This is a genomic window from Microcoleus sp. S13_B4 (genome assembly GCF_036700885.1).
In the GTDB taxonomy this organism is placed as follows: Bacteria; Cyanobacteriota; Cyanobacteriia; order Cyanobacteriales; family Microcoleaceae; genus Microcoleus.
On the sequence record NZ_JAUBPU010000045.1, the window covers coordinates 20,966 to 47,265 of the forward strand.

The window sequence follows — 26,300 nt, forward strand, 5'->3', positions numbered from 1 at the left end:
TAAGAACATAATTTGTTCCTTTCTAAAGCGCTATTCTCGACACAACGAACCCCGTGTGTTTCGACTTCGCGTTAATTTTTACCAGAAAAATAAATATGCTCTCCATTCCAGGTATTGCCGTCCAGAAGCTGCTTTACGAAAGTGCCAACTCTCTGGTTTACCGGGCTCTTCGGGAAGCGGATCGCCAACCGCTCATCCTCAAACTTCTCAAAGAGAGCTACCCCACACCTCAAGAATTGCTACGCTACCGCACCGAATACCGAATCACCCGAGAGCTGAAAGAGGCGGGAGTCGTGCAAGTTTATGACTTGCAAAAATACCAAAACAGTCTCGTGATTTTTGTGGAGGACTTTGGCGGCGAATCCTTGAAAATATGGATGCAGCAGCGAAAGTTTAGTCTAAAGGAATTTCTGCTTCTGGCGATCGCTGCCACTGAAACTTTAGGACAAATTCACAGCGCAAATATAATTCACAAAGATATTAACCCTTCTAATATAGTATTCAATCCAACGACGGGGCAGCTCAAAATTATCGACTTTGGCATTTCCACTCAGCTAACGCGAGAAATGCCAACCCTGAAAAATCCCAACGTTTTAGAAGGAACTCTCGCTTACATCTCGCCGGAACAAACGGGTAGGATGAATCGCTCTATCGATTACCGCACTGACTTTTACTCGCTCGGGGTCACCTTCTACGAATTGCTGACAGGAAAACTGCCTTTTGAGACAGAAGACGCTTTAGAGCTAGTTCACTGCCACATTGCCAGACAACCAGTTCCCCCGCACGAAATCAAGCCAGAAATTCCCGTAATTGTGTCTCAAATAGTCAGCAAGCTGATGGCAAAAAATGCGGAAAATCGCTATCAAACTGCCTTGGGGCTCAAGCAGGACTTAGAAATGTGTCTGGTTCAATTACAAGAAACCGATAGCATAGAAGAATTTGACCTGGGAACGCTGGATCTTACAGACCATTTCCTGATTCCCGAAAAGTTATACGGCAGAGAAACAGAAGTTTTTCATCTATTAGCGGCCTTTGAAAGAGTTCGTAATGCTAGCGCCGAAATGATGTTGGTAGCTGGCTTCTCTGGGATTGGTAAAACCGCAGTGGTGAACGAAGTCCACAAGCCGATCGCCAGACAGCGGGGCTATTTTATCAAAGGCAAGTACGACCAATTCCAACGCAATATTCCTTTCAGTGCATTTGTGCAAGCATTTCGGGAATTGATGGGACAATTATTATCAGAAAGTGACGCTCAGTTACACAGATGGAAAACCCTGATTCTCACCGCAGTAGGTGAGAGTGGGCAAGTCTTGATTGATGTAATTCCTGAATTAGAACACATCATTGGCGCTCAAAGTCCTGCACTAGAATTGTCGGGGAGTGCCGCCCAAAATCGCTTCAATCTGCTGATGCAGAAATTTGTGCAAGTATTTACCCAAGCAGAACATCCCTTAGTGATGTTTTTGGACGATTTGCAGTGGGCAGATTCGGCATCGCTGAAATTGCTACAACTGTTAATGGAGGATACGGGGCATCTGTTAGTATTGGGTGCTTATCGGGATAATGAGGTATCACCGGCTCATCCGTTTATGTTGACGGTGGATGAGATTGTGAAGTCGGGAGCCACGGTGAATACGATTACCCTGCAACCATTGAGTTTAGCAGATCTCAATCAGTTGGTAGCAGATACGCTGATTTGCGATTTATCCTTGGCCGGGCCCTTGACAGAATTGGTTTATCAAAAAACCCAAGGTAATCCCTTTTTCTCTACTCAATTCCTCAAGGCGTTGCATGAAGATGGTCAAATTATTTTTAACCCCCCTCAATCCCCTCTTAGTAAGGGGGGCAGTCAAGGGGGGTGGCAGTGCGATATTAATCAAGTTACATTTGCCGACGCCTCGGATGTGGTGGAGTTTATGGCGACGCAATTGCAGAAGTTGCCGAAAGAAACTCAGGATGTTCTAAAACTGGCGGCTTGCATTGGGGCGCAGTTTGATTTAGATACATTGGCAGTAGTCAGCGAAGAATTACCAGAACAAACGGAATCAGCGCTGTGGAAAGCCTTGCAAGAAGGACTCATTTTAGTAATTTCAGAAGGCTATAACTTCATTCAAGCAGATGCTCAATCCCCCAATCAATCTGTTGCTAATCTCACTTATAAGTTCCTGCACGATCGCGTCCAGCAAGCGGCCTATTCATTGATTCCCGACGACCAAAAACAAGCCACTCATCTCAAAATTGGACAGTTACTGCTACAAAGTTCTTCCGAGATAGAAACAGAAGAAAAACTATTTGATATTGTGGGGCATTTAAATCAAGGAATTGAGTTAATCAATCAATTAAGTGAACGCTCAGACTTAGCCCAACTCAACTTAGAAGCTGGACGTAAGGCTAGAAATTCTACCGCCTACGCTGCAGCCAATATCTATCTACAAACGGGAATTGAGCTATTGACACCTCAATGCTGGCAAACTCAATATGAATTGGCGCTAAATCTTTATGTTGCTGCTGCTGAAATTGCCTATTTGAATGGTGACTTTGATCGTATGGAACAGATGGCAGCACTGGTTTTGCAAGAAGCCCAAACAATTTTAGATCGAGTTAAAATTTACGAAATTAAAATTGCCGCTCAGACAGCCCAGAGCAAGGTGTTAGAAACGATCGCAGTAGCAAGAGAGGCACTCTTACAATTGGGGATTGAACTCCCTGCCGAACCTGATGAAGCCAAGATTGGCAAAGCGCTACAAGCCCTTGCGGCCCTCCTCGGCGGCAGAAAGATTGAGGAACTGGTTGACCTACCTGTGATGACAAATCCACAGACTCAGGCAGCTATGCAACTGTCTGGTATGTTGTTTCCACCCATTTTCCAGGGAATGCCCGGTTTGCTGCCCCTGCTTAGCTCAACGATGGTGAGTTTATCGCTCTCCTTTGGGAATGCGCCCGCATCGACGGTGGGTTATGCGATGCACGGGATGGTGTTCTGTGCCTTTTTACAAGAGGTGGAAACGGGCTATGACTTTGGGCAATTGGCACTCTCATTGCTCGATCGGTTGAATGTGCCCGAATTCAAGTCCACAGTTCTACTTTTGTTTGGTGGCTGGATTCAGCATCGCCAAGAATCTCTTTTGGCAACGATACCGACGCTGAAAGAGGGCTATAGGTTGGGCATGGAAACAGGCGACTTTGTAAACGCTGGCTACAACATATATATTTGCTTTTATACTTATTTATTCGCTGGGGTAGAACTAGACACTTGGGAACCAGAAATAGCAAATTACAGGGCTGTCATGGCGCAGTTGAAACAATATTCTGCTCGGGTTTATTTGGATATGATTCAGCAGACGGTGCAAAACTTAAGGGAAACCCGTATTCGGCCGGATTTGTTAATAGGCTCTGCCTACGATGAAACGGTGATGATTCCCAAGCACTATGAGGATAATGAATTCACGGCGATCGCCTGTGCCTGCATCTACAAACTGCTGCTTGCTTACTGCTATGGCAATTATACGGCTGCCCTAGACCACATTACCCAAGTCAAACAGTATTTGATGGGAGTATCTGGATCGGCTTTTGTTCCAATTTTTCATTTTTATGCCGCCCTGACGCACCTGGCACTTTTTCCCGCACAGCCAGCAGTTGAGCAAACTGAAATTATTGCCTTAGTGGGAACCCATCAAAGCACGCTGCAAAAGTGGGCGCAAAATGCTCCCATGAATTATCTGCATAAATGGTATTTAGTGGAAGCAGAACGGCAACGGGTGTTGGGCAATAAAGCCGAGGCGATTGAAATGTACGATCGCGCCATATCTGGAGCCAAACAAAACAAATATGTTAATGACGAAGCCCTGGCAAACGAACTAGCAGCCAAATTCTACTCGGAATGGGGCAAAACAAAAGTTGCTCAAGCCTACATATTTGAGGCCTATTATTGTTATGTTGAATGGGGAGCTACTGCTAAGGTAACGGATTTAGAAACGCGATATCCCCACTTATTCGCGGTAACTCAACCGGGAAGGAAAAACACTCAAACTACCGTAGCAATGACAACGACTGGTTCTGGGAATCACCTAGATATCACCGCAGTAATGAAGGCTTCTCAGGCGATTTCTGGAGAAATCATGCTAGATAAGCTACTGTCTAGCTTGATGAAAATTTTGATAGAAAATGCAGGGGCGCAACGAGGCTATCTGATTTTGTTAAGCCAGGGACAACTGTTCATTGAAGCTGAAGGGACAATCGATGACGAACTCGTCACCGTGTTACAGTCAATCCCCGTTGAAACCTGTCAAGAACTTTCTACCGCGATTGTCAATTATGTGAGCCGCACTCAAGAAAGCGTGGTACTGGATGATGCTGCGCGATCGGGACAATTTACCAACGACGCCCACATCCGAAAGCATCAGCCCAAATCAATTTTATGTGTGCCGTTGATTAATCAATCTCAAATCATTAGTATTGTTTACTTAGAAAATAATTTAACAGCGGGAGCTTTTACCCCCGAAAGAGTGGAAATATTAAAAGTTTTATCTGGACAAGCGGCGATCTCAATTCAAAATTCTAAGCTTTATACAGAAGTCCGTGAAAATGAAAGCAGGCTGGCTCAACTAAACAAAGCTTACGAGCGATTTGTTCCCCATCAATTCCTCCAGTTTTTAGAGAAATCAAGCATCATTGATGTAGAATTGGGCGACCAAGTGCAGTTAGAAATGTCGGTGTTATTTTCCGACATTCGCGACTTCACCACGCTTTCGGAAACTATGACGCCGGAGGATAATTTCAAATTTATCAATTCTTATCTTAGTCGCATGGAACCCGTGATTAATCAAAATAAGGGGTTTATCGACAAATATATTGGCGATGCGATTATGGCGCTATTTAGCGGTGAGGCGGATAATGCGGTGAAAGCGGGAATTGCTATGCTGCACCGTCTCGCTGAATACAATGAATACTGCGCTAACGCTGGCTGTGCGCCGATTCAGATTGGAATTGGGATTAATACGGGTTCTTTGATGCTGGGAACTGTGGGAGGACCAAATCGCATGGATGGGACGGTAATCAGCGATGCGGTGAATTTAGCTTCTCGTGTGGAAAGTTTGACAAAAAATTATGGCGTTTCGCTGTTAATTACTCAGCCAACTTATGCGCGCCTGAAAAATCCATCTCAGTACGCAATCCGCACTCTAGACACGGTAAAAGTCAAGGGAAAATCCGAAGCTGTGACGATTTATGAGGTGTTTGATGCAGATCCGCCAGAAATTAAACAAGCCAAGTTAGCTACGCTGGAATTGTTTGCAGAAGCTAGGGCACTTTACTCGGAAGGGAAGTTATTTGAAGCGGCGCGGCTGTTTTCCGAGTGTTGGCGTCAGAATCAGGGCGATCGCGTGGCTAAAATTTACTGGGAACGCTGTGAGTCTGCATTGGTGACTCGCACAAAAATCAAAGACAGGCTACACAATTTACATTAAGCGGTTGCTATACCTGAAAATTACAGCAAAAGTGCGATCGACTGTTGGTGCACCATACAAATTAGGCGATCGAAATGGGGTAGGTAAGTTGTTGCGCTTTAGCGCTAAAGCGCAACAACTTACGAAGTCTAAAAAGTTACTGCCTGAACTATACTGCTGGCAGTGACTCCTTTCAAGACAGCTAAATATTCCCCTGTTACCTGATACTGAATTATAGTATCGCTAACAAAAGCCCCCGTCCCTTGATAAATATTTAACTCGCTAAAAGCAAGGGGGCTAATTAAATCAATTTTATCTTGATTGAGGGTAAAATCAGTAATCACATCGGCAGCGGAAGCGTCTGTTCCACCAGTGCCGATCGCGATCGCAAACACATCATTACCCAATCCGCCTGTCAAAGTGTCGGCACCAATTTCTCCAAATAAGTAGTCATTGCCCCCGTCGCCAAACAATATATCGTCGCCATCGCCGCTGTAAATGCGATCGCTTTCCTTACCTCCATAAATCAAGTCCGTACCGCGATCGCCCTGAATAAAATCAATCCCCTTACCACCAAAAATAATGTCATTCCCGTCACCGCCGCTGATACCGTCATCGCCTTTTTGTCCGTAAAGCAAGTCATCCCCTGCTTTGCCATGAAGATAGTCATTGCCGGGGCGTGCGTAGATAATATCATTCAATGCCGATCCTGTGATGCGATCGTCCTTATCTGTCAAACCGATTACTGACTTTTTCAACAAGGTTGTGACATCGCCTAAGTTATCGTTATCGCTGATATTGACTGTGAGAGGGGCGACGAGATTATTATACAATGTGTCATTGCTGGTAGTGGCGTGGCTAATTGGGCTTAGATGATCGCCCTCAACAACCGCATCGTCAACCGCAGTCACCGTTACCGTTTGAGTGACATTCCAATTGGCGGGAGTAAAAGTAAGGACAGGTAGGCTGACAGTAACTTGAGTTTCAGGGGTAATGGCGACGGTGACATTAGCAGTTGGCTGAGTATTTAGTCGCACTTTGTATATATCGCTGCCCAAGCTTTCGAGTACCTCGGTACTGCCAAGTGGTTGAATGAAAATGACAGCGGGAGTCCCTGAAGTTGTTGGGGGAGTCGGTGTTGTTGTCAGAGTCGGAGTTGTTGTCGGAGTCGGTGTTGTTGTCAGAGTCGGAGTTGTTGTCGGAGTTGGAGTTGTTGTCGGTGTTGGCGTTGTTGTCGGTGTTGGCGTTGTTGTCGGAGTTGGCGTTGTTGTCGGTGTTGGCGTTGTTGTCGGTGTTGGCGTTGTTGTCGGAGTCGGAGTTGTTGTCGGTGTTGGCGTTGTTGTCGGAGTCGGAGTTATTGTCGGAGTCGGAGTTGTTGTCGGTGTTGGCGTTGGAGTTGGCGTTGGAGTTGGCGTTGGAGTTGGCGTTGGAGTTGGAGTTGGCGTTGGAGTTGGAGTTGGAGTCGGAGTTGGAGTTGGCGTTGGAGTTGGCGTTGGAGTTGGAGTTGGAGTTGGAGTTGGAGTTGGAGTTGGAGTTGGAGTTGGGGTGGCAATGTTAACAGTAAAACTGCCTAAATTGCTACCTACAACTTGATTGCCAAAAGTATCTTTTACTTGCGAGGCTTGCAAATTAACAGCGTAACTGCCATTATCTGTATCATCCCAACTTCCCCCAGGCGGAGTTATAGAATAAGTTCCGGTGCGAGGTGTGCCATTACTATTAGTATCGACGCTGACAAATGTAGCGGGAATTGTACCACCTGACCAATTTACTACCAGGTCAGAATTATCTAAACTGCTAACATCAACTCCACTACTATCAGCGATAGTAACTGTCAATGTCTGACTTGTACCACCCGCTATAGTAATGTTAGAAATTGTACCCAAGCTAGCACTAGGTGCGGTAACATCAGCAGTACGAACAAGTTGAGGGGCTGCTGTATTGTTATTACTGGCAGTATCAGTAGCTTTAGCCGCAGGTACATCAACTGTGATAGCGCCATCAGCATTCGGTGTGACTGTAAAATTATAAGTCGTGCCGCTACCTGTAAAGCCACTAACCGTACCGTTAGTAACATTAATGCCACTCGAAGTAAATCCGGTCACAGTTTCACTAAAAGTTGCTGTGACTAAAAATGGTGCATTTATTGTTGTGGGTGATGCGGATGTTAAGGCAACAGTTGGTGCGGTAACATCAGCAGTACGAACAAGTTGAGTGGCAGCGGTATTGTTATTACTGGCAGTATCAGTAGCTTTAGCCGCAGGTACATCAACTGTGACAGCGCCATCAGCATTCGGTGTGACTGTAAAATTATAAGTCGTGCCGCTACCTGTAAAGCCGCTAACCGTACCGTTAGTAACATTAATGCCACTCGAAGTAAATCCGGTCACAGTTTCACTAAAAGTTGCTGTGACTAAAAATGGTGCATTTATTGTTGTGGGTGATGCGGATGTTAAGGCAACAGTTGGTGCGGTCAAATCCGCAGTACGAGTCAGTTGATTTGCAGCGGTATTGTTATTAGTGGCAGTATCAGTAGCTTTAGCTGCAGGTACATCAACTGTGATAGCGCCATCAGCATTCGGTGTGACATCAAATGTGTAGGTTTTGGCATCAACTGTGACCAAGTTACCGACAGTCGCATTGGCGACTGTGATATCAGTATTATCAAACCCGGTGACATTTTCACTGAATGTTGCTGTGACGCTAAATGCTGCGTTGATTGTTGTTGCTGAAGTTGATGTTAAGGCAACTGTTGGCGGTGTAATATCAGCAGTACGAACCAGTTGAGTGGCAGCGGTATTGTTATTACTTGCCGTATCCGTAGCTTTAGTCGCAAGTACATCAACTGTGACATTACCATCAGCAGTGGGAGTGACATCAAAGGTGTAGGTTTTGGCATCAACTGTGACAAAGTTACTGACAGTAGCATTGGCAATGGTGATATCAGTATTATCAAACCCGGTGATATTTTCACTAAAGGTAGCAGTTACGCTAAATAAACCATTTACTGTTGTTGCTGATGGGGATGTTAAGGCAACTGTGGGTGCAATGCCATCAATAACTATGGCTTTGCTACCGCCGAGGGAGTTAGCTGAAGCGGTAGCGGGGAGGGTCAAGATGGCATTCACAGCCAAATTATCTTGAATTGTGCCACCGTTGAGGGTGAGGGCGGTGGTGGCGAGGTATTCTAAGTCACCGGAAGTGTCTCCGGCTTGGACTACATAGTTGAAGGTGAGGGCTGTAGTGCCACTACCAGAGGCGTAGTTGGCAAATTGGTCATTTGTACCGGTTTCTAGTTGCAGTTGGGGTGTGCCGGTGACGGTGACGGCTTGATCGAAGGTGACGGTAATGGCGATGGTGGCACCAATGCCGTAGCTGCCGTCAGGGGTGGTGGCGGTGACAGCAATAACTTTGATCGTGGTGTTGAGCAGGATGGAGACATCATTGCCCTTGATGAAAGGGCTGTTGCTAAAGTTCGCCGTTGCTAAGTCAGGGAGGCCGTCGCCGTTGAAGTCGCCGATGCTGACAGAGTAGGGATAAACACTGCCAGCATAGAAATCAACTTTGGTGGCGAAAGCGGGGGTGGCGGCGTTGGTGGCTGTGATGTTGAGCAGGATGGAGGCGTTGCTGCTGTCGCGGTTCGCCACAGCTAAATCAGGTTTGCCGTCGCCGTTGATGTCGCCCATGCTGACGGAGTTGGGCCCACTGCCAGTAGGGAAGTCTACTTTGGTGGCGAAAGCGGGGGTGGCGGCGTTGGTGGCTGTGATGTTGAGCAGGATGGAGGCGGTGTCACTGCCGGCGTTCGCCACAGCTAAATCAGGTTTGCCGTCGCCGTTGATGTCGCCCATGCTGACGGAGTTGGGCCCACTGCCAGTAGGGAAGTCTACTTTGGTGGCGAAAGCGGGGGTGGCGGCGTTGGTGGCTGTGATGTTGAGCAGGATGGAGGCGGTGTCACTGCCGGCATTCCCCACAGCTAAATCAGGTTTGCCGTCGCCGTTGATGTCGCCCATGCTGACGGAGCCGGGCACACTGCCAGTAGGGAAGTCTACTTTGGGGGCGAAAGTGGGGATGGTGGCGTTGGTGGCGGTGGTGTTGAGCAGGATGGAGGCGGTGTCACTGCTAAGGCCGCTGTTCGCCACAGCTAAATCAGGTTTGCCGTCGCCGTTGATGTCGCCCATGCTGACGGAGCCGGGATTAACGCCAGTAGGAAAGTCAACTTTTGTGGCGAAAGTGGGGGTGGTGGCGTTGGTGGCGGTGGTGTTGAGTAGGATGGAGGCGGTGTTGCTGCCGCGGTTCGCCGTTGCTAAGTCAGGTTTCCCGTCGCCGTTGATATCGCCGATGCTGATGGAGTAGGGATTAACGCCAGTAGGGAAGTCAACTTTGGTGGCGAAAGTGGGGGTGGCGGCGAGAGCGGGGGTGGTGTTGAGCAGGATGGAGGTGGTGTAACTGGTGTAGTTCGCCGTTGCTAAGTCAGGTGAACCGTCACCGTTGAAGTCACCGATGCTGACGCTTTTGGGGCCACTGCCAGTAGGGAAGGTGACTTGGGGGGCGAGTCCTAGTACGCCGCTGTAGGTTTTGAGGGCCTTGGCATTAAAGGGTATGAGTGTTTCGATGTGGCCTGTTTGTACTTCCAGTTCCCAGTCTCCCCCTAGTGTGGCATTGCCAGTAAGGTTGGCGGAGGCGGCGATGTTGGCACCTGTTAATTCACTCAGGTGTTGGAGGAATTGGTTAGGTTTTGTGGGCTTAACACCAGTCGGCTTAACACCAGTCCCGCCGGAGGTTAAAACCCCCGTCTGATAGCGAAAGTCCTCGGTCAAGGACTGAATAAATGAATTGTCTTGATTGTCTTCAGTCGGTTTCAACCGACTTAAGCTATGAGACAGGGGTTTTAACCCCTGGCGGATGTGGTGAATGTGGGGAATGTGGGAAATGTCGAGGCTGTCAATTTTCACCGATACATCGGCGGCGACATTACACCCATAAAGGAGAATATCTGCACCGTTTGTTAATGCTTTGCGCCACTGTTTGAGTTGAGGGCTAAAACTTTCTATATTGCTGCTATTAAGTGTATTTGCACCGAGTTGTACAGCACCTGGACTCCCATGAGAGATGATGTGGATTGCTTCTATATTTTTTTCAATTGCTAACCTTTCGGTAATTTGCTCAATACCATCCCGCGTTTCCTCTAGGATAATTACTTCAGCATTTGGGTAAACGCCGCTAATTAAACTCTGGTAATCTTCAACATTTGAGTCAATAAAAACTAGAGTTGAAACAAATTTTTGCTGTATCATTATGCAACCTCTTTACTTTTCAAAGTTTATATGTATCACTCAAATAGCACTTATGCACTTACTAGCATCTGATTGCGAGTCACGCCTAAAGTCATTGCGATTGCTTCGCTTCGCTCGAATGACTTGGTGAGTATTTATGCACTTACTACTATGTCATTACGAGGAACAAAGCAATTTTCTGTCATTGCGAGGAACGAAGCAATCGCCAGATTTTGAGATTGCTTCGCTTCCCTCACAATGACATTACCAAGGACTCCCAATCATCGTAAAGCCCGACCAATAATAAGGGTGGGAGAGGTTTTCATTAGTCAGTTTACCTAATTCTGGCGGCAATTCTAAATCCTTATTTGAGTTTGACAAAATTAAACGACCATTTTCAATGCGAACTTGACCTCTGAGCATAGCAATTTGAGCCTGTCGCAAAGCTTCAGCTTTAATAGGCGCGACTTTTAACTGATCGTAAAATTCAGCCATTAACCCTAAAGTACCTTCATCGCTGACGTTCCAAAGACTCGCCAAAACTGACTTCACCCCCGCTTGCACAGCTAACCCCGCAAAACCTAATTCGGTGTCATCATCACCCACAGCAGTTTTACAAGCGCTCAACACCAATAGCTCAACTTTAGGCGGCTGATTCCACCCTAGTTGGCGCACGCGATCGAGTGTTAACCTGCTATCTGATAACTGAATGTAAGAATTACTTGGTGATCCTGGCTTAAAGTATCCGTGAGTAGCGAGGTGAATAATCCGATAGGGTCTGTCTTGGCGCTGTGACCTAAGATTGTTGAGAGTAAAGGTTTGGTTGAGGAAGGATTTGCCTTTCCATTCGGAGGCAATAGCGTTAAGTTCTGCAGGCACTGCTAGCAAGGGTGGGTTATTAGTAAATTGTGAGGCTCCCATTGCTAAAACTTCAGCATTTTTAACACTTGCATAGCTAGTATCGGTTAAGTTGACGCTGGGAATGAGTCCCAGGCTGTACTTTTCTACTAGAAATTGGGAACCGTCATGGAGGGCGGCTAAGGGAAGCAATCGCAACCCCGCATCCATACTAAAAACTAGCGTATCGATGCCCTGAGCTTTCAAATCAGCTTCCAAGGGCGCAATTATCCACTGGTAAAGTTGTTGGGATGCTGGCAAATAGCTCTCAGTATTGATATTTCTGAGATTAAGGAGTTCATCCCTCAATTTGGCGACAACTTGCATCAAAGCTTTGCGCTTAGCTGCGGGGATGGCTTTATGAATAGGGATGCCGCTAGGGGGGACTACGATCAGGTCTAATTGTTCAGGGCGGGATAAGGCGTAGATAATGGCTGGTTTTTTACCAGTTTGGCTGGCGATGATTCTAGTTCTTTGCTGTATGGCCGTAAAAGATTGCAAGTCCCGGCTGATTTCCTGGTTAATGTATGACCCCACTTTTTCGCTATAGAAGATATCGATAAAGAAAGTGGCTTGTGGGATATCGCCTTTATCGATCAGTCGTGTGATATCGCTAAGGCTAACTATATTTAGAGGCGATGCCGTTTGGACAACTTCGCTTACCCAATCGGATCTGTAGTTAAAAAGAGATTCAATTCTATTAATGATATTCAGGTTGTCAGATTGGGCGATCGCATTGGTAATTGAGATATCCGGTAATGTCGTTTGTTCTGATATTGGTGGTGGTGTAGGTTCCGGTGTTGGTGGTGGTGTTGGAGATGGTGTTGGTGGTTCCGGCGTTGGTTGTGGGGTTGGTGGTGGTGTAGGTTCCGGCGTTGGTTGTGGGGTTGGTGGTGGTGTAGGTTCCGGCGCTGGTTGTGGGGTTGGAGATGGTGTCGGTTGTGGGGTTGGAGATGGTGTCGGTTGTGGTGTTGGTTGTGGTGTTGGTTGTGGGGTTGGAGATGGTGTTGGTTGTGGTGTTGGAGATGGTGTTGGTGGTGTTGGTGGTGTTGGTGGTGTTGGTGGTGGTGTTGGTGGTGGTGTTGGTTGTGGTGTTGGTTCCGGCGTTGGTTCCGGCGTTGGTTCCGGCGTCGGTTCCGGTGTTGGTGTCGGTTCCGGCGTTGGAGATGGCGCGGCAGAACTGAGCGCAATATTGCCCTGAGTGTAACTGCTGGGCGACACTGGCACCGCAAACTGTGGCGAAATTGTCTCGGAACCTGATGTAATGGCTCCCGTCGTCCCATTCGTTGTCGCATCGCCGACAATAAAGGGTGTAGTCGTGCTCCCCGCGTGGCGAATAGTAATAGCGCCGCCACGCGTGCCATTATTAGCGCTGGAAATGCTCGCATTTACACCGTTACTATCTGTAAAAGTGCCGCTGACTGTGAGAAGATTGCCAGCCGTGAGGTCAATAGTCCCGCCAGTAGACTGAAGAGTGCCTGTAACGGCGATGTCGCTGGCAGCTTGGAGAGTAATATTACCCCCAGAAGTGGCGATCGCATCCAGCGCAATGTCCCCTGCTGATTCCAAAATCACAGGCCCGCCTGCTGTCGAAATCGCTCCCACTCCGATGTTATTGCCCGAAGCAACACCCCCAGAAGCAAAAAATGTCTCCCCTGCGGTGACATTCGGCGGCAGATTCGCAGGATTCGCCAGACTCGCAACGCCCGATCGCAGAATTAAAGCTGCACTACCTGAAAGCACCGCCGCATCTGGATCGACGGAACCTGACAAAGTAGTATCTGGCCCAGTGATAGTAATATCTCCCGCCGCGATCGCGCCTTTTGCTTCTACCTTAAGTGAGGTTCCAGTATAATCCCCAAATCTCACATCTCCCTCGGAGCTAATAATCGGGTCGAACAAACTCACAAAACTGCCGCCGTTGCCAGACAATGTGAGAATAGAAAAATTACCACTCGCAGCGAAGTGAGCATCACCGGAAACAGTGCCATTGCTCAATAATGTGATATCCCCGGAGGATTGGAATGCAGGGCTAGGGTAATTTAGGGCGAAGATATCAATATTTTGATTACCTTGTATAGTAAGATTGCCGCCTGCGATCGCCCTGAAAGGATAACTTCCATCCCTCACCCGCACAGTATCTCCTGCCAACAGAAACAAATTGTTCTCAGTAAGTAGCTGGCTTTCTACCAAAGTGAGATTACGTGCTGCCGAGAGTGTAGCATTCTGACTATTAACAGTAGAACTAGCGATCGCCACATCTCCGCTTTCCACCCTCAAACCCGCCGTCAAAACTACTTCTCCTGCACCGTTAACGGAGATACCAGTAGCAGAGTTCTCACCTGCGCCAGCAAGCAATTGCGGAAGAGACAAAGGCAGAGATAATTGCCCATTCTGTGCCAAAAATTCCCCGTCAATAGCCCCTATTTCTAAACTTAATAAATGTCCTTCTTGACTAATACGAAAAGCATTTTTACCGGGGACAGCAGCGACAATAATATTACCTTGGGGAGCATGAAGGGAACCCGTGCTGACAACTGTGCCGCCAATTAAAGTTATACTTTGTCCCGGCACAACAGCTAAATTACCTGCATTGAGAATACTTCCCGCTTGGCTGAGATTAAAGTAAAAAGTGTTCGGAGTTCCTATCAGCTTACTGTAATCATTCGCTCCAGCCATATTGAACAAACCGGAATCAAAACCGATGTTAGTAGCAGTAGTAGCTGTAAATGCAGCAGGAAGATTCAAGCTCGCATTAGGGCCAAAGATAATGCCCGAAGGATTTATTAAAAACAGGTTGGAATTGCCGCCACTTACTTGAATTAAACCATTAATAATAGAAGGATTGCCGCCTACTACCCGACCCAGAATGTTGCGAATAGCGGGATTAGAAATAAAATTAGCACTCTGCCCTTCGGTAAGGCCAAACTGTTGAAAACTGTGGAAAAGATTCACTCCATCTCTAGAAGTTTGACCGCCTGTAATATTCAAGCGATCGCCGTCGGGTGTGACAGTAGTGCCAGTGCGATCGGGTGCGGGAACAATGGGTTGTCCTTGTACCACCCCTGTACTCAAAATAGTGGCTGCGATCGCTAGCATTGCAGCACCCTGTATAGAAAAGAAGGCTAGTTTCATTAGCTTTTAGCTGGCCGATCACGTATCTGACAATTATAACTTTAAGGTATTGGCTGCTCAGTGCGGTCAACTGCGACACTGACTTAGCGATTAAGAACCTCGTCACCATCAGGGTGGTTGCTTTACCTGAAACCCACATTCCGCACCCTCAACTGCCACAATCGGTTTTTACTTACTTTTATCCAGCAATAAAGCTATAATTTATAGTTTTATACCGTATATTGACTGATAAAAAACGTTTTAAAGCGATAATTTATTATTTTAAAAATAGAGTTTTCTGCGTAATTATGCTGTGTTACACCCCAGGCTGCGTAATGTGGGCTGAAAATCACAGCAAAAGTGCGATCGAGTGTTGGTACACCATACAAATTAGGCGATCACGATCGGGGCTACCACAAAGTATTTGCAGGCTACTACCGGAAAAACTCAACATTTGTTACAAAAACAAAATTTTTTCCTTTCTAACGCGCTATGCTCTAGACAAAGCTGGTGCCTTTTGACTTAGCGTTAATTTTTACCATAAAAATCAATATGCTCTCTATTCCAGGCGTTGCTGTCCAGACGCTGCTTTACGAAAGTGTCAACTCTCTGGTTTACCGGGCGATTCGGGAAGCAAATAACCAGCCGATTATCCTCAAACTCCTCAAAGAAAGCTACCCCACACCTCAAGAATTGGTGCGCTACCGCACCGAATACCGCATCACCCAAGAGCTAAAAGAGCCAGGAGTCGTGCGGGTTTATGACTTGCAAAAATACCAAAACAGCCTCGTGATGTTTGTGGAGGACTTTGGCGGCGAATCCTTGACAATTTGGATGCAGCAGCGAAAGTTTACTCTGGAGGAATTTTTACAAATTGCGATCGCTACCACTAAAGTTTTAGGAAAAATTCACAGCGCCAACATCATCCACAAAGATATTAACCCCTCAAATATTGTTTACAACCCGGAAACGAAACAATTAAAAATTATCGACTTTGGCATTTCTACCCAGTTAACGCGAGAAACGCCAACCCTAAAAAACCCGAATATTTTAGAAGCCACATTAGCGTATATTTCACCCGAACAAACGGGGAGAATGAATCGCACTCTCGATTACCGCACTGACTTTTACTCCCTCGGTGTCACCTTCTACGAATTGCTGACAGGAAAACTACCTTTTGAGACAGAAGATGCTTTAGAACTGGTTCACGGCCACATTGCCAGACACCCACTTTCACCGCATGAAATCAATCCAGAAATTCCCCTAATTCTCTCGCAAATTGTCAGCAAGCTGATGGGGAAGAATGCCGAAAACCGCTATCAAACGGCGGGGGGGCTAAAGCACGATTTGGAGAGTTGTCTGGTTCAATTACAAGGAACGGCTAACATTGAGCCGTTTGCTTTGGGAACGCGGGATATTACAGACCGTTTCCTGATTCCCGAAAAACTCTACGGCAGAGAAACTGAAGTTGATCATCTATTAGCAGCCTTTGAACGAGTGAGTACAGGTAGCGCCGAAATGATGCTGGTGGCTGGCTTATCTGGGATTGGTAAAACCGCCGTAGTTAACGAAGTCCACAAGCCTATAGCCAGACAGCGGAGCTATTTTATAAAAGGCAAATACGACCAATTCCAGCGCAATATTCCTTTCAGTGCGTTTGTGCAAGCATTTCGGGAATTGATGGGGCAATTATTATCAGAAAGTGATGCTCAGGTACAAACCTGGAAAACCCAAATTATGACAGCATTGGGTGATAGCGGGCAAGTGCTAATTGAGGTAATTCCTGAATTAGAAGGCATCATTGGCGCTCAACCGGCTGCACTAGAACTTTCGGGGAGTGCGGCCCAGAATCGATTCAATCTGTTGATGCAGAAATTCGTGCAAGTATTTACCACCGCCGAACATCCATTAGTGATATTTTTGGACGATTTGCAGTGGGCAGATTCAGCCTCGCTGAAATTGCTAGAACTGTTGATGGAAGATAGGGGGCATCTGTTGGTACTGGGTGCTTATCGGGATAATGAAGTTTCCCCTGTTCATCCGTTTATGTTGACAGTGAATGAGATTATTAAGTCTGGGGCAGTGGTAAATACTATTAACCTGCAACCGTTGAGTTTAGCAGATATGAATCAGTTGGTGGCAGATACGCTGATTTGTAATTTATCCTTGGCTCAACCTTTGACTGAGTTGGTTTATCAAAAAACCCAAGGTAATCCCTTTTTCTCAACTCAATTCCTCAAGGCGTTGTATGAAGATGGTCAAATTATTTTTAACTGGGATGTAGGGTATTGGCAGTGCGATATTGCCCAAGTTAGACTTACGCACGCCTCGGATGTGGTGGAGTTTATGGCGGCGCAATTGCAGAAGTTGCCTATAAAAACTCAGGATATCGTCAAGCTTGCCGCTTGCATTGGAGCGCAGTTTGATTTAGATACATTGGCAGTAGTCAGCGAAGAATTACCCGAACAAACAGCAGCAGCATTACAGAAAGCTTTGCAAGAAGGACTTATTTTACAGATTACAACCGGCTATGACCTCATTCAAACAGATGTTCAATCTCCCAATTATTCTATTGCTAATCCAGCTTATCGGTTTCTGCACGATCGCGTCCAGCAAGCGTCTTATTCCCTAATTCGTGAAAACCAAAAACAAGCCAGCCATCTCAAAATCGGACAGTTACTCCTACAAAAATATTCGGAACTAGAAAGAGAGGAAAAACTCTTTGAGATTGTGGGGCATTTAAATCAAGGAATTGAGTTAATCAATCAATTAAGCGAACGAGAAGCCTTAGCCCTACTCAACTTAGAAGCGGGAGGTAAGGCAAGAAATTCTACCGCCTACGCAGCCGCAATGGTCTATCTGCAAACAGGGATTGAGCTACTGACAGCCAACTGCTGGCTTCTTCAGTATGAGTTGACCCTGAATCTCTATATTGCTGCTGCCGAAGCTGCCTATTTGAATGCTGACCTTGAGGGTATGGAACAGATGGCAGCACAGGTATTGCAGAATGCTCAGACGATTTTAGACAAAATTAAAATTTACGAAATTAAAATCGCCGCCCAGACAGCCCAGGGCAAGATGTTGGCGGCGATCGCAGTTGGTAGAAAGGCACTAGAACAATTAGGGGTTGGACTCCCCACTGAACCTGACGAAGCTTTAATTGGCAAAGCGTTACAAAACCTTGCCAACCAACTCCAGGGTAGACAGATTGAGAAACTGGTTGAGCTGCCTGTGATGACCAATGCCCAGACTCAGGCAGCCATGCAACTGTTAGGAATGCTATGTGCACCCATTTTTCAGGGAATCCCCGGTTTATTGCCTCTCCTTAGCTCTACAATGGTGAGTTTATCGCTCCGTTTTGGGAATGCACCCGCATCGACACTGGGGTATGCAATTCATGGTATAGTGCTGTGTGCCTTTTTGGGAGATGTTGAAACTGGCTATGGCTTTGGTAAATTAGCACTAAACTTACTAGATCAGTTTAATTTGCGGGAATTAAAGTCCAGAATTTTATTCGTATTTGGGGCCTTTATTCAGCATCGCCAAGAAGCTCTGAGGGCAGCGATACCGAAGCAGAAAGATGGCTTTACCGCTGGCATGGAAACTGGCGATTTTCTATCTGCTGGTTACAGCATAGATGCTTACTTTACTGCCAACTTTTTCAGTGGGGTAGAACTAGAGACTTACGAAGCCGAAATAGCAGTATACAGCGCTGTTATGGCAAAGGTAAAGCAATATACTGCCCAGATTTATTTGGATATGAAGCACCAGATAGTGCAGAACTTGAAAGCAACCATAATAAGTCAACCATATTGCTTAATTGGAACTGCCTACGATGAAACAGTGATGCTTCCAAAGCACAAGCAGGATAATTACCTCTCGGCGATCGCCCGTGCTTACATCTACAAACTGCTGCTTGCTTACTACTTTAGTAATTACAGGGCTGCCCTAGACTACATTGCCCAAGTCAAGCCCTATTTGATGGGAGTATCGGGATCGGTTTTTGTTCCCATTTTCCATTTCTATGCAGCCCTGACACACCTAGCACTTTTTCCCACCCACCCAGAGCTGGAGCAAGCTTCCATTCTTGCTGAGGTGGAAACCCATCAAAGCACGCTGCAACAGTGGGCGCAAAATGCTCCCATGAATCATCTACATAAATGGTATTTAGTGGAGGCAGAACGCTATCGAGTTTTGGGCAATAAAGCTGAGGCGATTGAAATGTACGATCGCGCCATTGCTGGAGCAAAAGAGAATCAATTCCTCAACGAAGAAGCATTAGCTAATGAACTAGCAGCCAAATTTTACCGAGAATGGGATAAAGAAAAATTTGCCCAACTATACATGATTGAGGCGTATTATTGTTATATCCAATGGGGAGCCACTGCTAAGGTAAAAGATTTAGAAACGCGATATCCCCAGTTATTAAGACCAATTCAAGCGGGAATAAAAAACACTAAAACTACCGCAACCGTGACGACTACGGGTTTGGTGAATCACTTAGATATCAGCACAGTAATGAAAGCTTCTCAGGCGATTTCAGGTCAAATAATGCTAGATAAGCTACTGTCTAGCTTGATGAAAATTTTGATGGAGAATGCGGGGGCGCAAAGAGGCTATCTCATTTTATCAAGTCAGGGAAAGCTACTGGTTGAAGCTGAAGGAGTCATAAACTCCGAACAAATCACCGTGTTGCAGTCACTCCCCGTTGAAGATTGTCAAGAACTTTCCTCGGCAATTGTTAATTATGTCGCCCGCACTCAAGAAAGCGTGGTACTAGATGATGCTGCCCGATCGGGACAATTTACCAACGACCCCTACATCCGAAAAAATCAGCCCAAATCAATTTTATGTGTGCCGCTGATTAACCAATCTCAAATCGTTAGTATTGTTTATCTAGAAAACAATCTGACTGCCGGAGCTTTTACTCCAGAAAGAGTGGAACTATTAAAAGTGTTATCTGGACAAGCGGCTATCTCACTTCAAAATTCTCAACTCTATACAGAAGTACGCCAAAATGAAACGAGGCTGACTCAATTCCTAGAAGCTATGCCAGTAGGGATAGTTGTACTCAAACCCACTGGTACACCTTACTACGTTAATCAGAAGGCGCAGCAGCTTCTGGGAAAAGGAGTTGCGCCTGATGCCACACGCGAGCAATTGGCAGAGGTTTATCAAGTTTATGCTGCGGACACTTCCAATCCGTATCCTGCTGAAAAAATGCCTGGAGTGCGGGCATTAAATGGTGAAAGTTCCACTGTTAATGATATGGAAATCTACCAGACTGACAAGGTTGTACCCCTCGAAGTTTGGGGAACGCCTATCTATGATAATCAGAACAATATTGCCTACGGCATAGCAGCATTTCAAGATATAACCGATCGCAAAAAAGCCGAAACAGAGCAGATCAGGTTCACCAATGAACTTTTTCAACTCAACAAAGCTTACGAGCGCTTCGTCCCCAATCAGTTTCTCCATTTTTTAGAGAAATCAAGCATTGTCGATGTCGAATTGGGCGACCAAGTGCAGTTAGAAATGTCGGTGCTATTTTCCGACATTCGCGACTTCACCACGCTTTCGGAAAGTATGACTCCGGAGGACAATTTTCAATTTATTAATGCTTATTTATCTCGGATGGAATCAGCGATTATTGAAAATTATGGGTTTATTGATAAATATATTGGTGATGCGATTATGGCCCTATTTAGCGGTAATGCTGATAATGCAGTAAATGCCAGTATTGCCATGCTGAATCAACTTCAAGTATACAATCAAGAGCGGGTTAATTATGGTTATGCCCCGATTAAGATTGGCATTGGCATTAATACTGGGAATTTAATGTTAGGCACGGTGGGCGGACAAAATCGCATGGATACGACGGTAATTAGTGATGCAGTGAATTTAGCTTCTCGTGTGGAAGGATTAACAAAAAATTATGGTGTTGCTTTACTGATTACACAGCAAACTTTTAACAAATTAGCTAATCCTAGCAATTATGCTATGCGGATGATTGCCCAAATTAGTGTTAAGGGAAAAGTAAAGTTATCTACAATTTATGAAGTTTTTGATGCAGATCTTCCTGAAACAAAGCGAGGCAAATTAGCAACAAAAAATTTATTTGATCGAGGTTTAAGCTTATACCGCCAACAAAAATTTATCGAAGCTACAGAATTTTTTGTTCAATGTTTAAGCTTCTGCCCTTCCGATCAAGTTGCCCAAATTTATTTAGACTGGTGTGAACAAAAAACTATAACTTTAAACATCGATCTATTAGAGAGAACTTTAGTATTAATTAAGCCTCACTCTGATGAATTTGTCAGTAATTTTTATGAAATACTTTTCAATAATTCTTCTCAGATTAAGACTCTTTTTATGAATACAAATATGGCACACCAAAAAGAAAAAATTTGGCAAAGCTTAGAAGTAATTATTGAAAATTTACGAAAACCTAAGTTAATTAATGTTTTGGCTAAAGGATTAGGTGCAACTCATGCCAAATATGGCGTTGTAGTAGAACATTATCCTGTTGTCGCTAAGGCCCTCATTCAAGCCCTGAAGACGCAGATGGGTTTAGAGTGGACACCTGAAACTGAAAAAGCTTGGGTAGAGGCTTATACAATTATTCAGTCAGCTATGATTGATGGAATGGCTGTTAGGTGACCTAGATAAGGTGTTTTATGTTGACCCACTAGAAATTAAAGAGGGCAAGTTAGCGACGCTAGAATTGTTTGCCGAAGCTTTGGCCATTTACTCGGAAGGCAAGTTGGCTGAAGCGGCGCGGCTGTTTGCCGAGTGTTGGCGTCAGAATCCGGGCGATGCCGTCTCTAAAATTTATTGGGAACGCTGTCAGTCTACTTTAAGAAATCGCACAAAAATCAAAGACCGGCCACACAATTTAGATTAATCATAAAAGTCCAAAGCTCGATCGCTACATTCTTTGAGGGGCAGATCATTTTCATTTGTCACCAGTGGTATTGGGGCGACGGTTGGGTGCAGTCTCGGTTGGAGGGAGTGTGGCTGCTGCCACTGAATTTGGGGCAAACGGCTAGTTTGTGGCGGCTGCGGGAGTTTTTGGCGGATAAGCATAAAGGCTCAGACTGATGTGAAGCGCGATCGCACTTATTTTCTCTCAAAGTCTCATTCTTCAGGTTTACCCATTTTGCCTGTTAATGTGTAGTGCCTCGCCTTAAATTTTACCCCCTCTTTACTCCCTAACTCTTTCAATTTCTTTAACTAACTCGAAGCCAAATTGCCTCACACTATTGACATAACTTTGCTCAGATATTTATTAATAATTCGTAAATAGCTAGGTCTGAAGGAACACCAAGCTCGACAAAAATAATTATCTCTGAAGATAGAAGAACCCATAATTAAACACCGCTAATCTATAAAACTATGAGGGAGAAAAAACTACTTAAAAATTGATTAATGTAAGAAGTTTTTAAGTAGATATTAAGATTAAAAAAAGGAAATTTATGGTACTAAGCATTATTGTTCACGGTGGAGCAAAAACCATCACAGAAGAGAAGGTTGCAGCCAACAATGCAGGCTGTACCGCAGCAGCAGAAGCGGGTTGGGCAGTGCTCACAAGCGGGGGTTCCGCAGCAGAAGCTGTTGAGGCAGCTATCCGGGTTCTGGAAGCTGACCAGACATTCAACGCAGGCTTTGGATCGGTTCTCAACAACCAGGGAGAAGTAGAGCTAGACGCAGCGATCATGGAAGGCGGTTCATTAGCTTGGGGAGCGCTCGCAAATGTTCAAGGCGTGCGCCATCCCATCTCTGTGGCGCGAAAGATTATGGATAAAAAACCCATGTTCTTAGTAGCGGATCACGCAGAACATTTTGCAGCAGAAAATGGAGCCGAGATGTCTGCAAAAGAAGACTTAATCGCTGACGAGCAACAGGAAGAGTGGGAGGAGGAAAAAGAAGTTATTGACCGTCCCAATACCGTTGGTTGTGTAGCTTTGGATAGTAGTGGCACCTTAGTGGCCGGTACCTCAACAGGCGGCACTATGAATAAGCCCGCCGGTCGCGTCGGCGACAGCGCCATTATCGGCTCAGGCTTGTTTGCTGACAGTCAACAGGGCGCTTGCTCGACCACAGGTGATGGCGAGTCCATTATGCCAGTAGTTCTAGCTAAGACGGCGATCGACTTTCTAGCCTCCGGCAAGCACCCAGACGAAGCAGCGAAGATGGCAATTGAGACTCTGGCATCTAAGGTGGCAGGAGAAGCTGGCTGCATCCTCATAGACCCTAAAGGGCGGGTTGGCTGGGCGCATAACTCAACCGACATGGCTTGTGCTTATAAGCTGCTACGCAGCTAAACCGGATAAAATAGCATTGCCTTTATTTTTGATTTTTCGCTCCCATTTGATAACCATTTCTCCTTCATTTAATAATCTATGTAGTAATTCTGACAATTCTTCTACTGACTTAAACAGTCGATGTGCTATATATTCTTTCGCTGAATGCCAGACCAATTCAATCAAATTATAATCGGGGCTGTAAGGTGGCAAAAATTCTAAAATAATATGAGGCATTTCGGCTGATATTTGGTTCAGAATATCTTTCTTTTTATGAAAACTAGCATTGTCTAAAATAATTACAATCTTTATTCCTGATGCGGCAAAAGTTTCAGCTTGATTACCCAGTTCTCTCCATTCTTGAACTAGCGAATCATTTAAGGCATTAATTTGCTCATAAAACGTATTCGAGTCTCCTTTCTTTATGACAAAATTTAACCTTTTTTTGTCATGATATCTCAATCCACCCATGATATTTACTCTGCCTCTTCTCCTTTGACCTGTGATTTTTTTTCTACTACCTTTTTTACCCCAAGTTTTTCTTCTTATCACTCTCAAGCTAAATCCACTCTCATCCCAAAACCATACCTGTAAAAGCTCTGGTGTTTGTTTAGTTATTCTTAAATACTCCGATAGCTTCTGTTTAAATGCTTCTCTTTCAATTTGATTTTGTTTATCCTCTAAACTATATTTAGCCCAAATATAAACGTATTTTTTTTTATGTAGTATCCTAGATATTTGGGAACTACTCAATTTAATTCCTGTGACTTTTTCTAAATATGTTGCTAGCCTGGCTGCTGTCCATCTCCCAAATTCATATCCATATTCTTCAGGATCTTTGTCGATTGTATCTATCAATATTTTTTCATACTCTGGAGTGACTTTGCGAAAATTTCCTGGGCTTCTTTTATCTAACAAGCTCTCCAAATTATCTGGGTCGCCATGAACTGACCAATAAGCTACTGTTGTGTAAGCAATCTCCATAAATTCACTAATTTCTCGATAAGTTTTTCCGTCATTTATTAGCAATAAAATTAGAACCTTTTCCCTCACGTAATTATCGTCAGACTCTTTTAGTAGTTTAACGAGTCTCTGTTTTTGATTTTGAGATAGATGGTTTTTGGCTGGCATACATTATAACTAATGAGCGCTTATTCTATATTTATATTATACAATCTAGCTGCGTATCAGCTTAGAACCTCAGAAATGGACAAGGTGGCTGTGTTCACTAAGAAAAAACAACTCGTCCATCATTGCAATTATTGAGGCTGCATTCTCTCTAGTTGGAGAGAGTTAAAATTCCTCAACTAATATCTTATTTCCTAGGTATTAAGTAGCTTGACATCAATAAACAGTCTTTCAATTTGTAGGGCGGGCATTGCCCACCCTACGTTTAATTATGTCGAGCTACTTACTTGCCGGGAAAACAATTCAATTCAAACTCGACTTGAAGGTTTCTTATGAACTCAACCTACGACTTTCCTTACTTTCAGGGTAATTCTCTTTCCCATTTGTTTGCTCCAGACATCACAGATGCACGTTATGCGTTCATCCTAAATTACCCTGCAACTGCCAGTTGGGCTGCTTACCCCAACAGGGAAAAATACTTTATTCAAGACGGCAGCAGTGAAGCCACCAAAACTTCTTTCGACAAGATTGGCCAGAAGGAACCTTGGAAAAATCTGGCAGTGTTAGGCGATGCCATCCCAGGAATTGTGATTAATCAGCCGCCGAACTCGCTGATTGACTATTGGCGGGAGCATTTGGGCTTCAGCAACAGCAGTATGGAGATGATAGACTGCTCAACTTATCTCGAAGATCTCAGCGTAAGCGATCGCTTTGACAAACTCCTGACTCTATTTCCCTTCGACAATCTCAAACCAGAAAAACACGCCGTCCATCCCGACATCCACTACCACTTGCTCAGCAAACCAACGCTAGCAGAATTAGGCGTGCAATGTCCGAAATACGAAAGCTACAATCTGCACGAAGTCAATCTCGAAAGCATTCAGTTACCAGAGCAATTCCCCTACTTGATTAAAACATCCCACGGACTTTCTGGAGAAGGCACTTATATTATCAAAAGCGCCAGCGATCTGAACTACTGCTTGCAGGAAGTGAAGAAATATCTCGATATTAAGTTGCTGGATACGATTATTGTCTCGGAATTTGTCAAGAATGAAGTGCAGAACTATTGCGTGCAGTTCTATGTAAGCAAAACGGGAAATATCACGCTCATCGGCACTACCAGCCAACTTGTCACCCCAGAGGGCAGCTATTTAGGGGGACTGATTCACTACCGCGAAACCGACATGAGTAGGTTTTTTGAGATGATTGCGGCTATTGGTAAATATGCTCACCAACAGGGTTATTTCGGCGTTATTGGCTTCGACGTGCTGGAAGACTCTGAGGGACAGTTTTATGCCATTGATGCCAATTTCCGAGTTAATGGCTCCACTCCGCTTTGCTTACAGCGCCATACCTTACTGGGGCTGGGAAAGGAGGTGGCTCAATATTCCAGTAACTGGCGAATGGATGGGACTTTGGAATCGATTCTTGTCACGCTGAAACCAGAACTCGATCGCAAGGACTTGATAATCTTGTCGGCTTTAGAGAAGGTTAAATACGGGAAAATCTACACGGAAATTTACGGGATAATTGCTGGTGAGGATATGAAGGATATGGAGCACATCGAGGAGAATTTGCACAGTAAGGGATTGCAGCAATAGGGTTAATATTTACTCTACCGATTGCAGCGGTTATGCGGTTTTCCCCGTCATCTCGCGCGCACCACCAACACCGAACAAGGAGCCTCAGCCACAACCTCCGCACTCACCGAACCCTCCAAAATCCGCTTTAAACCAGTCAAACCCCGACAGCCGATCGCAATTAAATCCGCCTTATAAATATTAGCCAAACGCAAAATTTCCGGCGCTGGCTCCCCGGACACAATCTCCAATTCGCTTTCGCAAGGCAACTTTTCCTGATAAGATTGCAGCAACTTCTCCACTTCTCGGTAAGCAATCTCATTTCCCTGAGCGTGAGGTCGATCGACAACCGCGTCAAAATCCGAGGTACCAGAACTCACAACATGAACTAAAATCACCTTTGCCGTCGGTTCTAGCTGAAATTGTCCTACAACTTGCAAAACCCGTTCTGCAAGCTCTGAATTGTCGATCGCTACCAAAACAGTAAGCTGTTGTGCCTTTAAATAGGGTATAATAAAAAATGAGTTTAGTCAATCTCTACAAAAATGCCAGCTAAAAACC

General features: G+C 45.2%; 10 protein-coding genes. 5 read left to right on the forward strand and 5 right to left on the reverse strand.

The window, feature by feature from the left end; translation table 11 throughout:
• Window positions 1–95 precede the first annotated feature (95 nt).
• A complete protein-coding gene (locus QT994_RS20230) occupies window positions 96–5,465 on the forward strand; it encodes an AAA family ATPase (RefSeq protein ID WP_333177518.1) in 5,370 nt (1,789 codons plus the stop codon).
• 128 nt (window positions 5,466–5,593) lie between these two features.
• On the opposite strand, the gene QT994_RS20235 is transcribed toward QT994_RS20230, so the two are convergent.
• Together QT994_RS20235 and QT994_RS20240 are read right to left on the reverse strand one after the other, a co-directional pair.
• Window positions 5,594–10,738: a DUF4347 domain-containing protein gene (locus QT994_RS20235; RefSeq protein WP_333177521.1), complete on the reverse strand. Its 5,145-nt coding sequence runs from the start codon at window positions 10,736–10,738 to the stop codon at window positions 5,594–5,596.
• A 243-nt stretch (window positions 10,739–10,981) separates the two neighbouring features.
• The gene (locus tag QT994_RS20240) at window positions 10,982–14,713 is read right to left on the reverse strand and encodes a CHAT domain-containing protein (protein WP_445243927.1); all 3,732 of its coding nucleotides are present in this window, start codon (window positions 14,711–14,713) and stop codon (window positions 10,982–10,984) included.
• Window positions 14,714–15,280: 567 nt separating this feature from the next.
• On the opposite strand from QT994_RS20240, the gene QT994_RS20245 reads away from it, so the two are divergent.
• Window positions 15,281–21,388, forward strand: coding sequence for an AAA family ATPase (locus tag QT994_RS20245; RefSeq protein WP_333177525.1), 6,108 nt, complete (start codon window positions 15,281–15,283; stop codon window positions 21,386–21,388).
• Entirely contained in the window at window positions 21,369–21,632 is a 264-nt protein-coding gene (locus QT994_RS20250; protein WP_333177528.1) for a hypothetical protein, read from the forward strand. The genes QT994_RS20245 and QT994_RS20250 overlap by 20 nt, the downstream gene beginning before the upstream one ends.
• On the opposite strand, the gene QT994_RS20255 is transcribed toward QT994_RS20250, so the two are convergent.
• Window positions 21,629–21,814, reverse strand: coding sequence for a hypothetical protein (locus QT994_RS20255; protein WP_333177539.1), 186 nt, complete (start codon window positions 21,812–21,814; stop codon window positions 21,629–21,631). The two genes, QT994_RS20250 and QT994_RS20255, sit on opposite strands and share 4 nt — an antisense overlap.
• Window positions 21,815–22,203: 389 nt before the next feature.
• Here QT994_RS20255 and QT994_RS20260 point away from each other — a divergent pair, with 389 nt between their 5' ends.
• On the forward strand, window positions 22,204–23,052 hold the full coding sequence (locus QT994_RS20260; protein ID WP_333177530.1) for an isoaspartyl peptidase/L-asparaginase family protein: 849 nt from the start codon (window positions 22,204–22,206) through the stop codon (window positions 23,050–23,052).
• Here the strand turns inward: QT994_RS20260 and QT994_RS20265 are convergent.
• Window positions 23,041–24,162, reverse strand: coding sequence for an IS630 family transposase (locus tag QT994_RS20265; RefSeq protein ID WP_333177532.1), 1,122 nt, complete (start codon window positions 24,160–24,162; stop codon window positions 23,041–23,043). The genes QT994_RS20260 and QT994_RS20265 overlap by 12 nt on opposite strands.
• 329 nt (window positions 24,163–24,491) lie before the next feature.
• Here QT994_RS20265 and QT994_RS20270 point away from each other — a divergent pair, with 329 nt between their 5' ends.
• Window positions 24,492–25,760 (forward strand): carbamoylphosphate synthase large subunit, encoded by a 1,269-nt coding sequence (locus tag QT994_RS20270; RefSeq protein ID WP_333177535.1) that lies wholly within the window; start codon window positions 24,492–24,494, stop codon window positions 25,758–25,760.
• A 47-nt stretch (window positions 25,761–25,807) separates the two neighbouring features.
• Here QT994_RS20270 and QT994_RS20275 read toward each other — a convergent pair whose 3' ends face one another.
• Window positions 25,808–26,218 carry a universal stress protein gene (locus tag QT994_RS20275; protein WP_333177537.1) on the reverse strand — a complete coding sequence of 137 codons (411 nt, stop codon included), beginning with the start codon at window positions 26,216–26,218 and terminating at the stop codon, window positions 25,808–25,810.
• Window positions 26,219–26,300 lie beyond the last annotated feature (82 nt).

Bases quoted from the DNA above. Each gene is read 5' to 3' on its own strand.
- QT994_RS20235 (WP_333177521.1), bottom strand. From the start codon at position 10,738: ATGATACAGCAAAAATTTGTTTCAACTCTAGTTTTTATTGACTCAAAT.
- QT994_RS20255 (WP_333177539.1), bottom strand. From the start codon at position 21,814: ATGCTTATCCGCCAAAAACTCCCGCAGCCGCCACAAACTAGCCGTTTG.
- QT994_RS20245 (WP_333177525.1), top strand. From the start codon at position 15,281: ATGCTCTCTATTCCAGGCGTTGCTGTCCAGACGCTGCTTTACGAAAGT.
- QT994_RS20230 (WP_333177518.1), top strand. From the start codon at position 96: ATGCTCTCCATTCCAGGTATTGCCGTCCAGAAGCTGCTTTACGAAAGT.
- QT994_RS20250 (WP_333177528.1), top strand. From the start codon at position 21,369: ATGGAATGGCTGTTAGGTGACCTAGATAAGGTGTTTTATGTTGACCCA.
- QT994_RS20270 (WP_333177535.1), top strand. From the start codon at position 24,492: ATGAACTCAACCTACGACTTTCCTTACTTTCAGGGTAATTCTCTTTCC.
- QT994_RS20260 (WP_333177530.1), top strand. From the start codon at position 22,204: ATGGTACTAAGCATTATTGTTCACGGTGGAGCAAAAACCATCACAGAA.
- QT994_RS20240 (WP_445243927.1), bottom strand. From the start codon at position 14,713: ATGCTAGCGATCGCAGCCACTATTTTGAGTACAGGGGTGGTACAAGGA.
- QT994_RS20265 (WP_333177532.1), bottom strand. From the start codon at position 24,162: ATGCCAGCCAAAAACCATCTATCTCAAAATCAAAAACAGAGACTCGTT.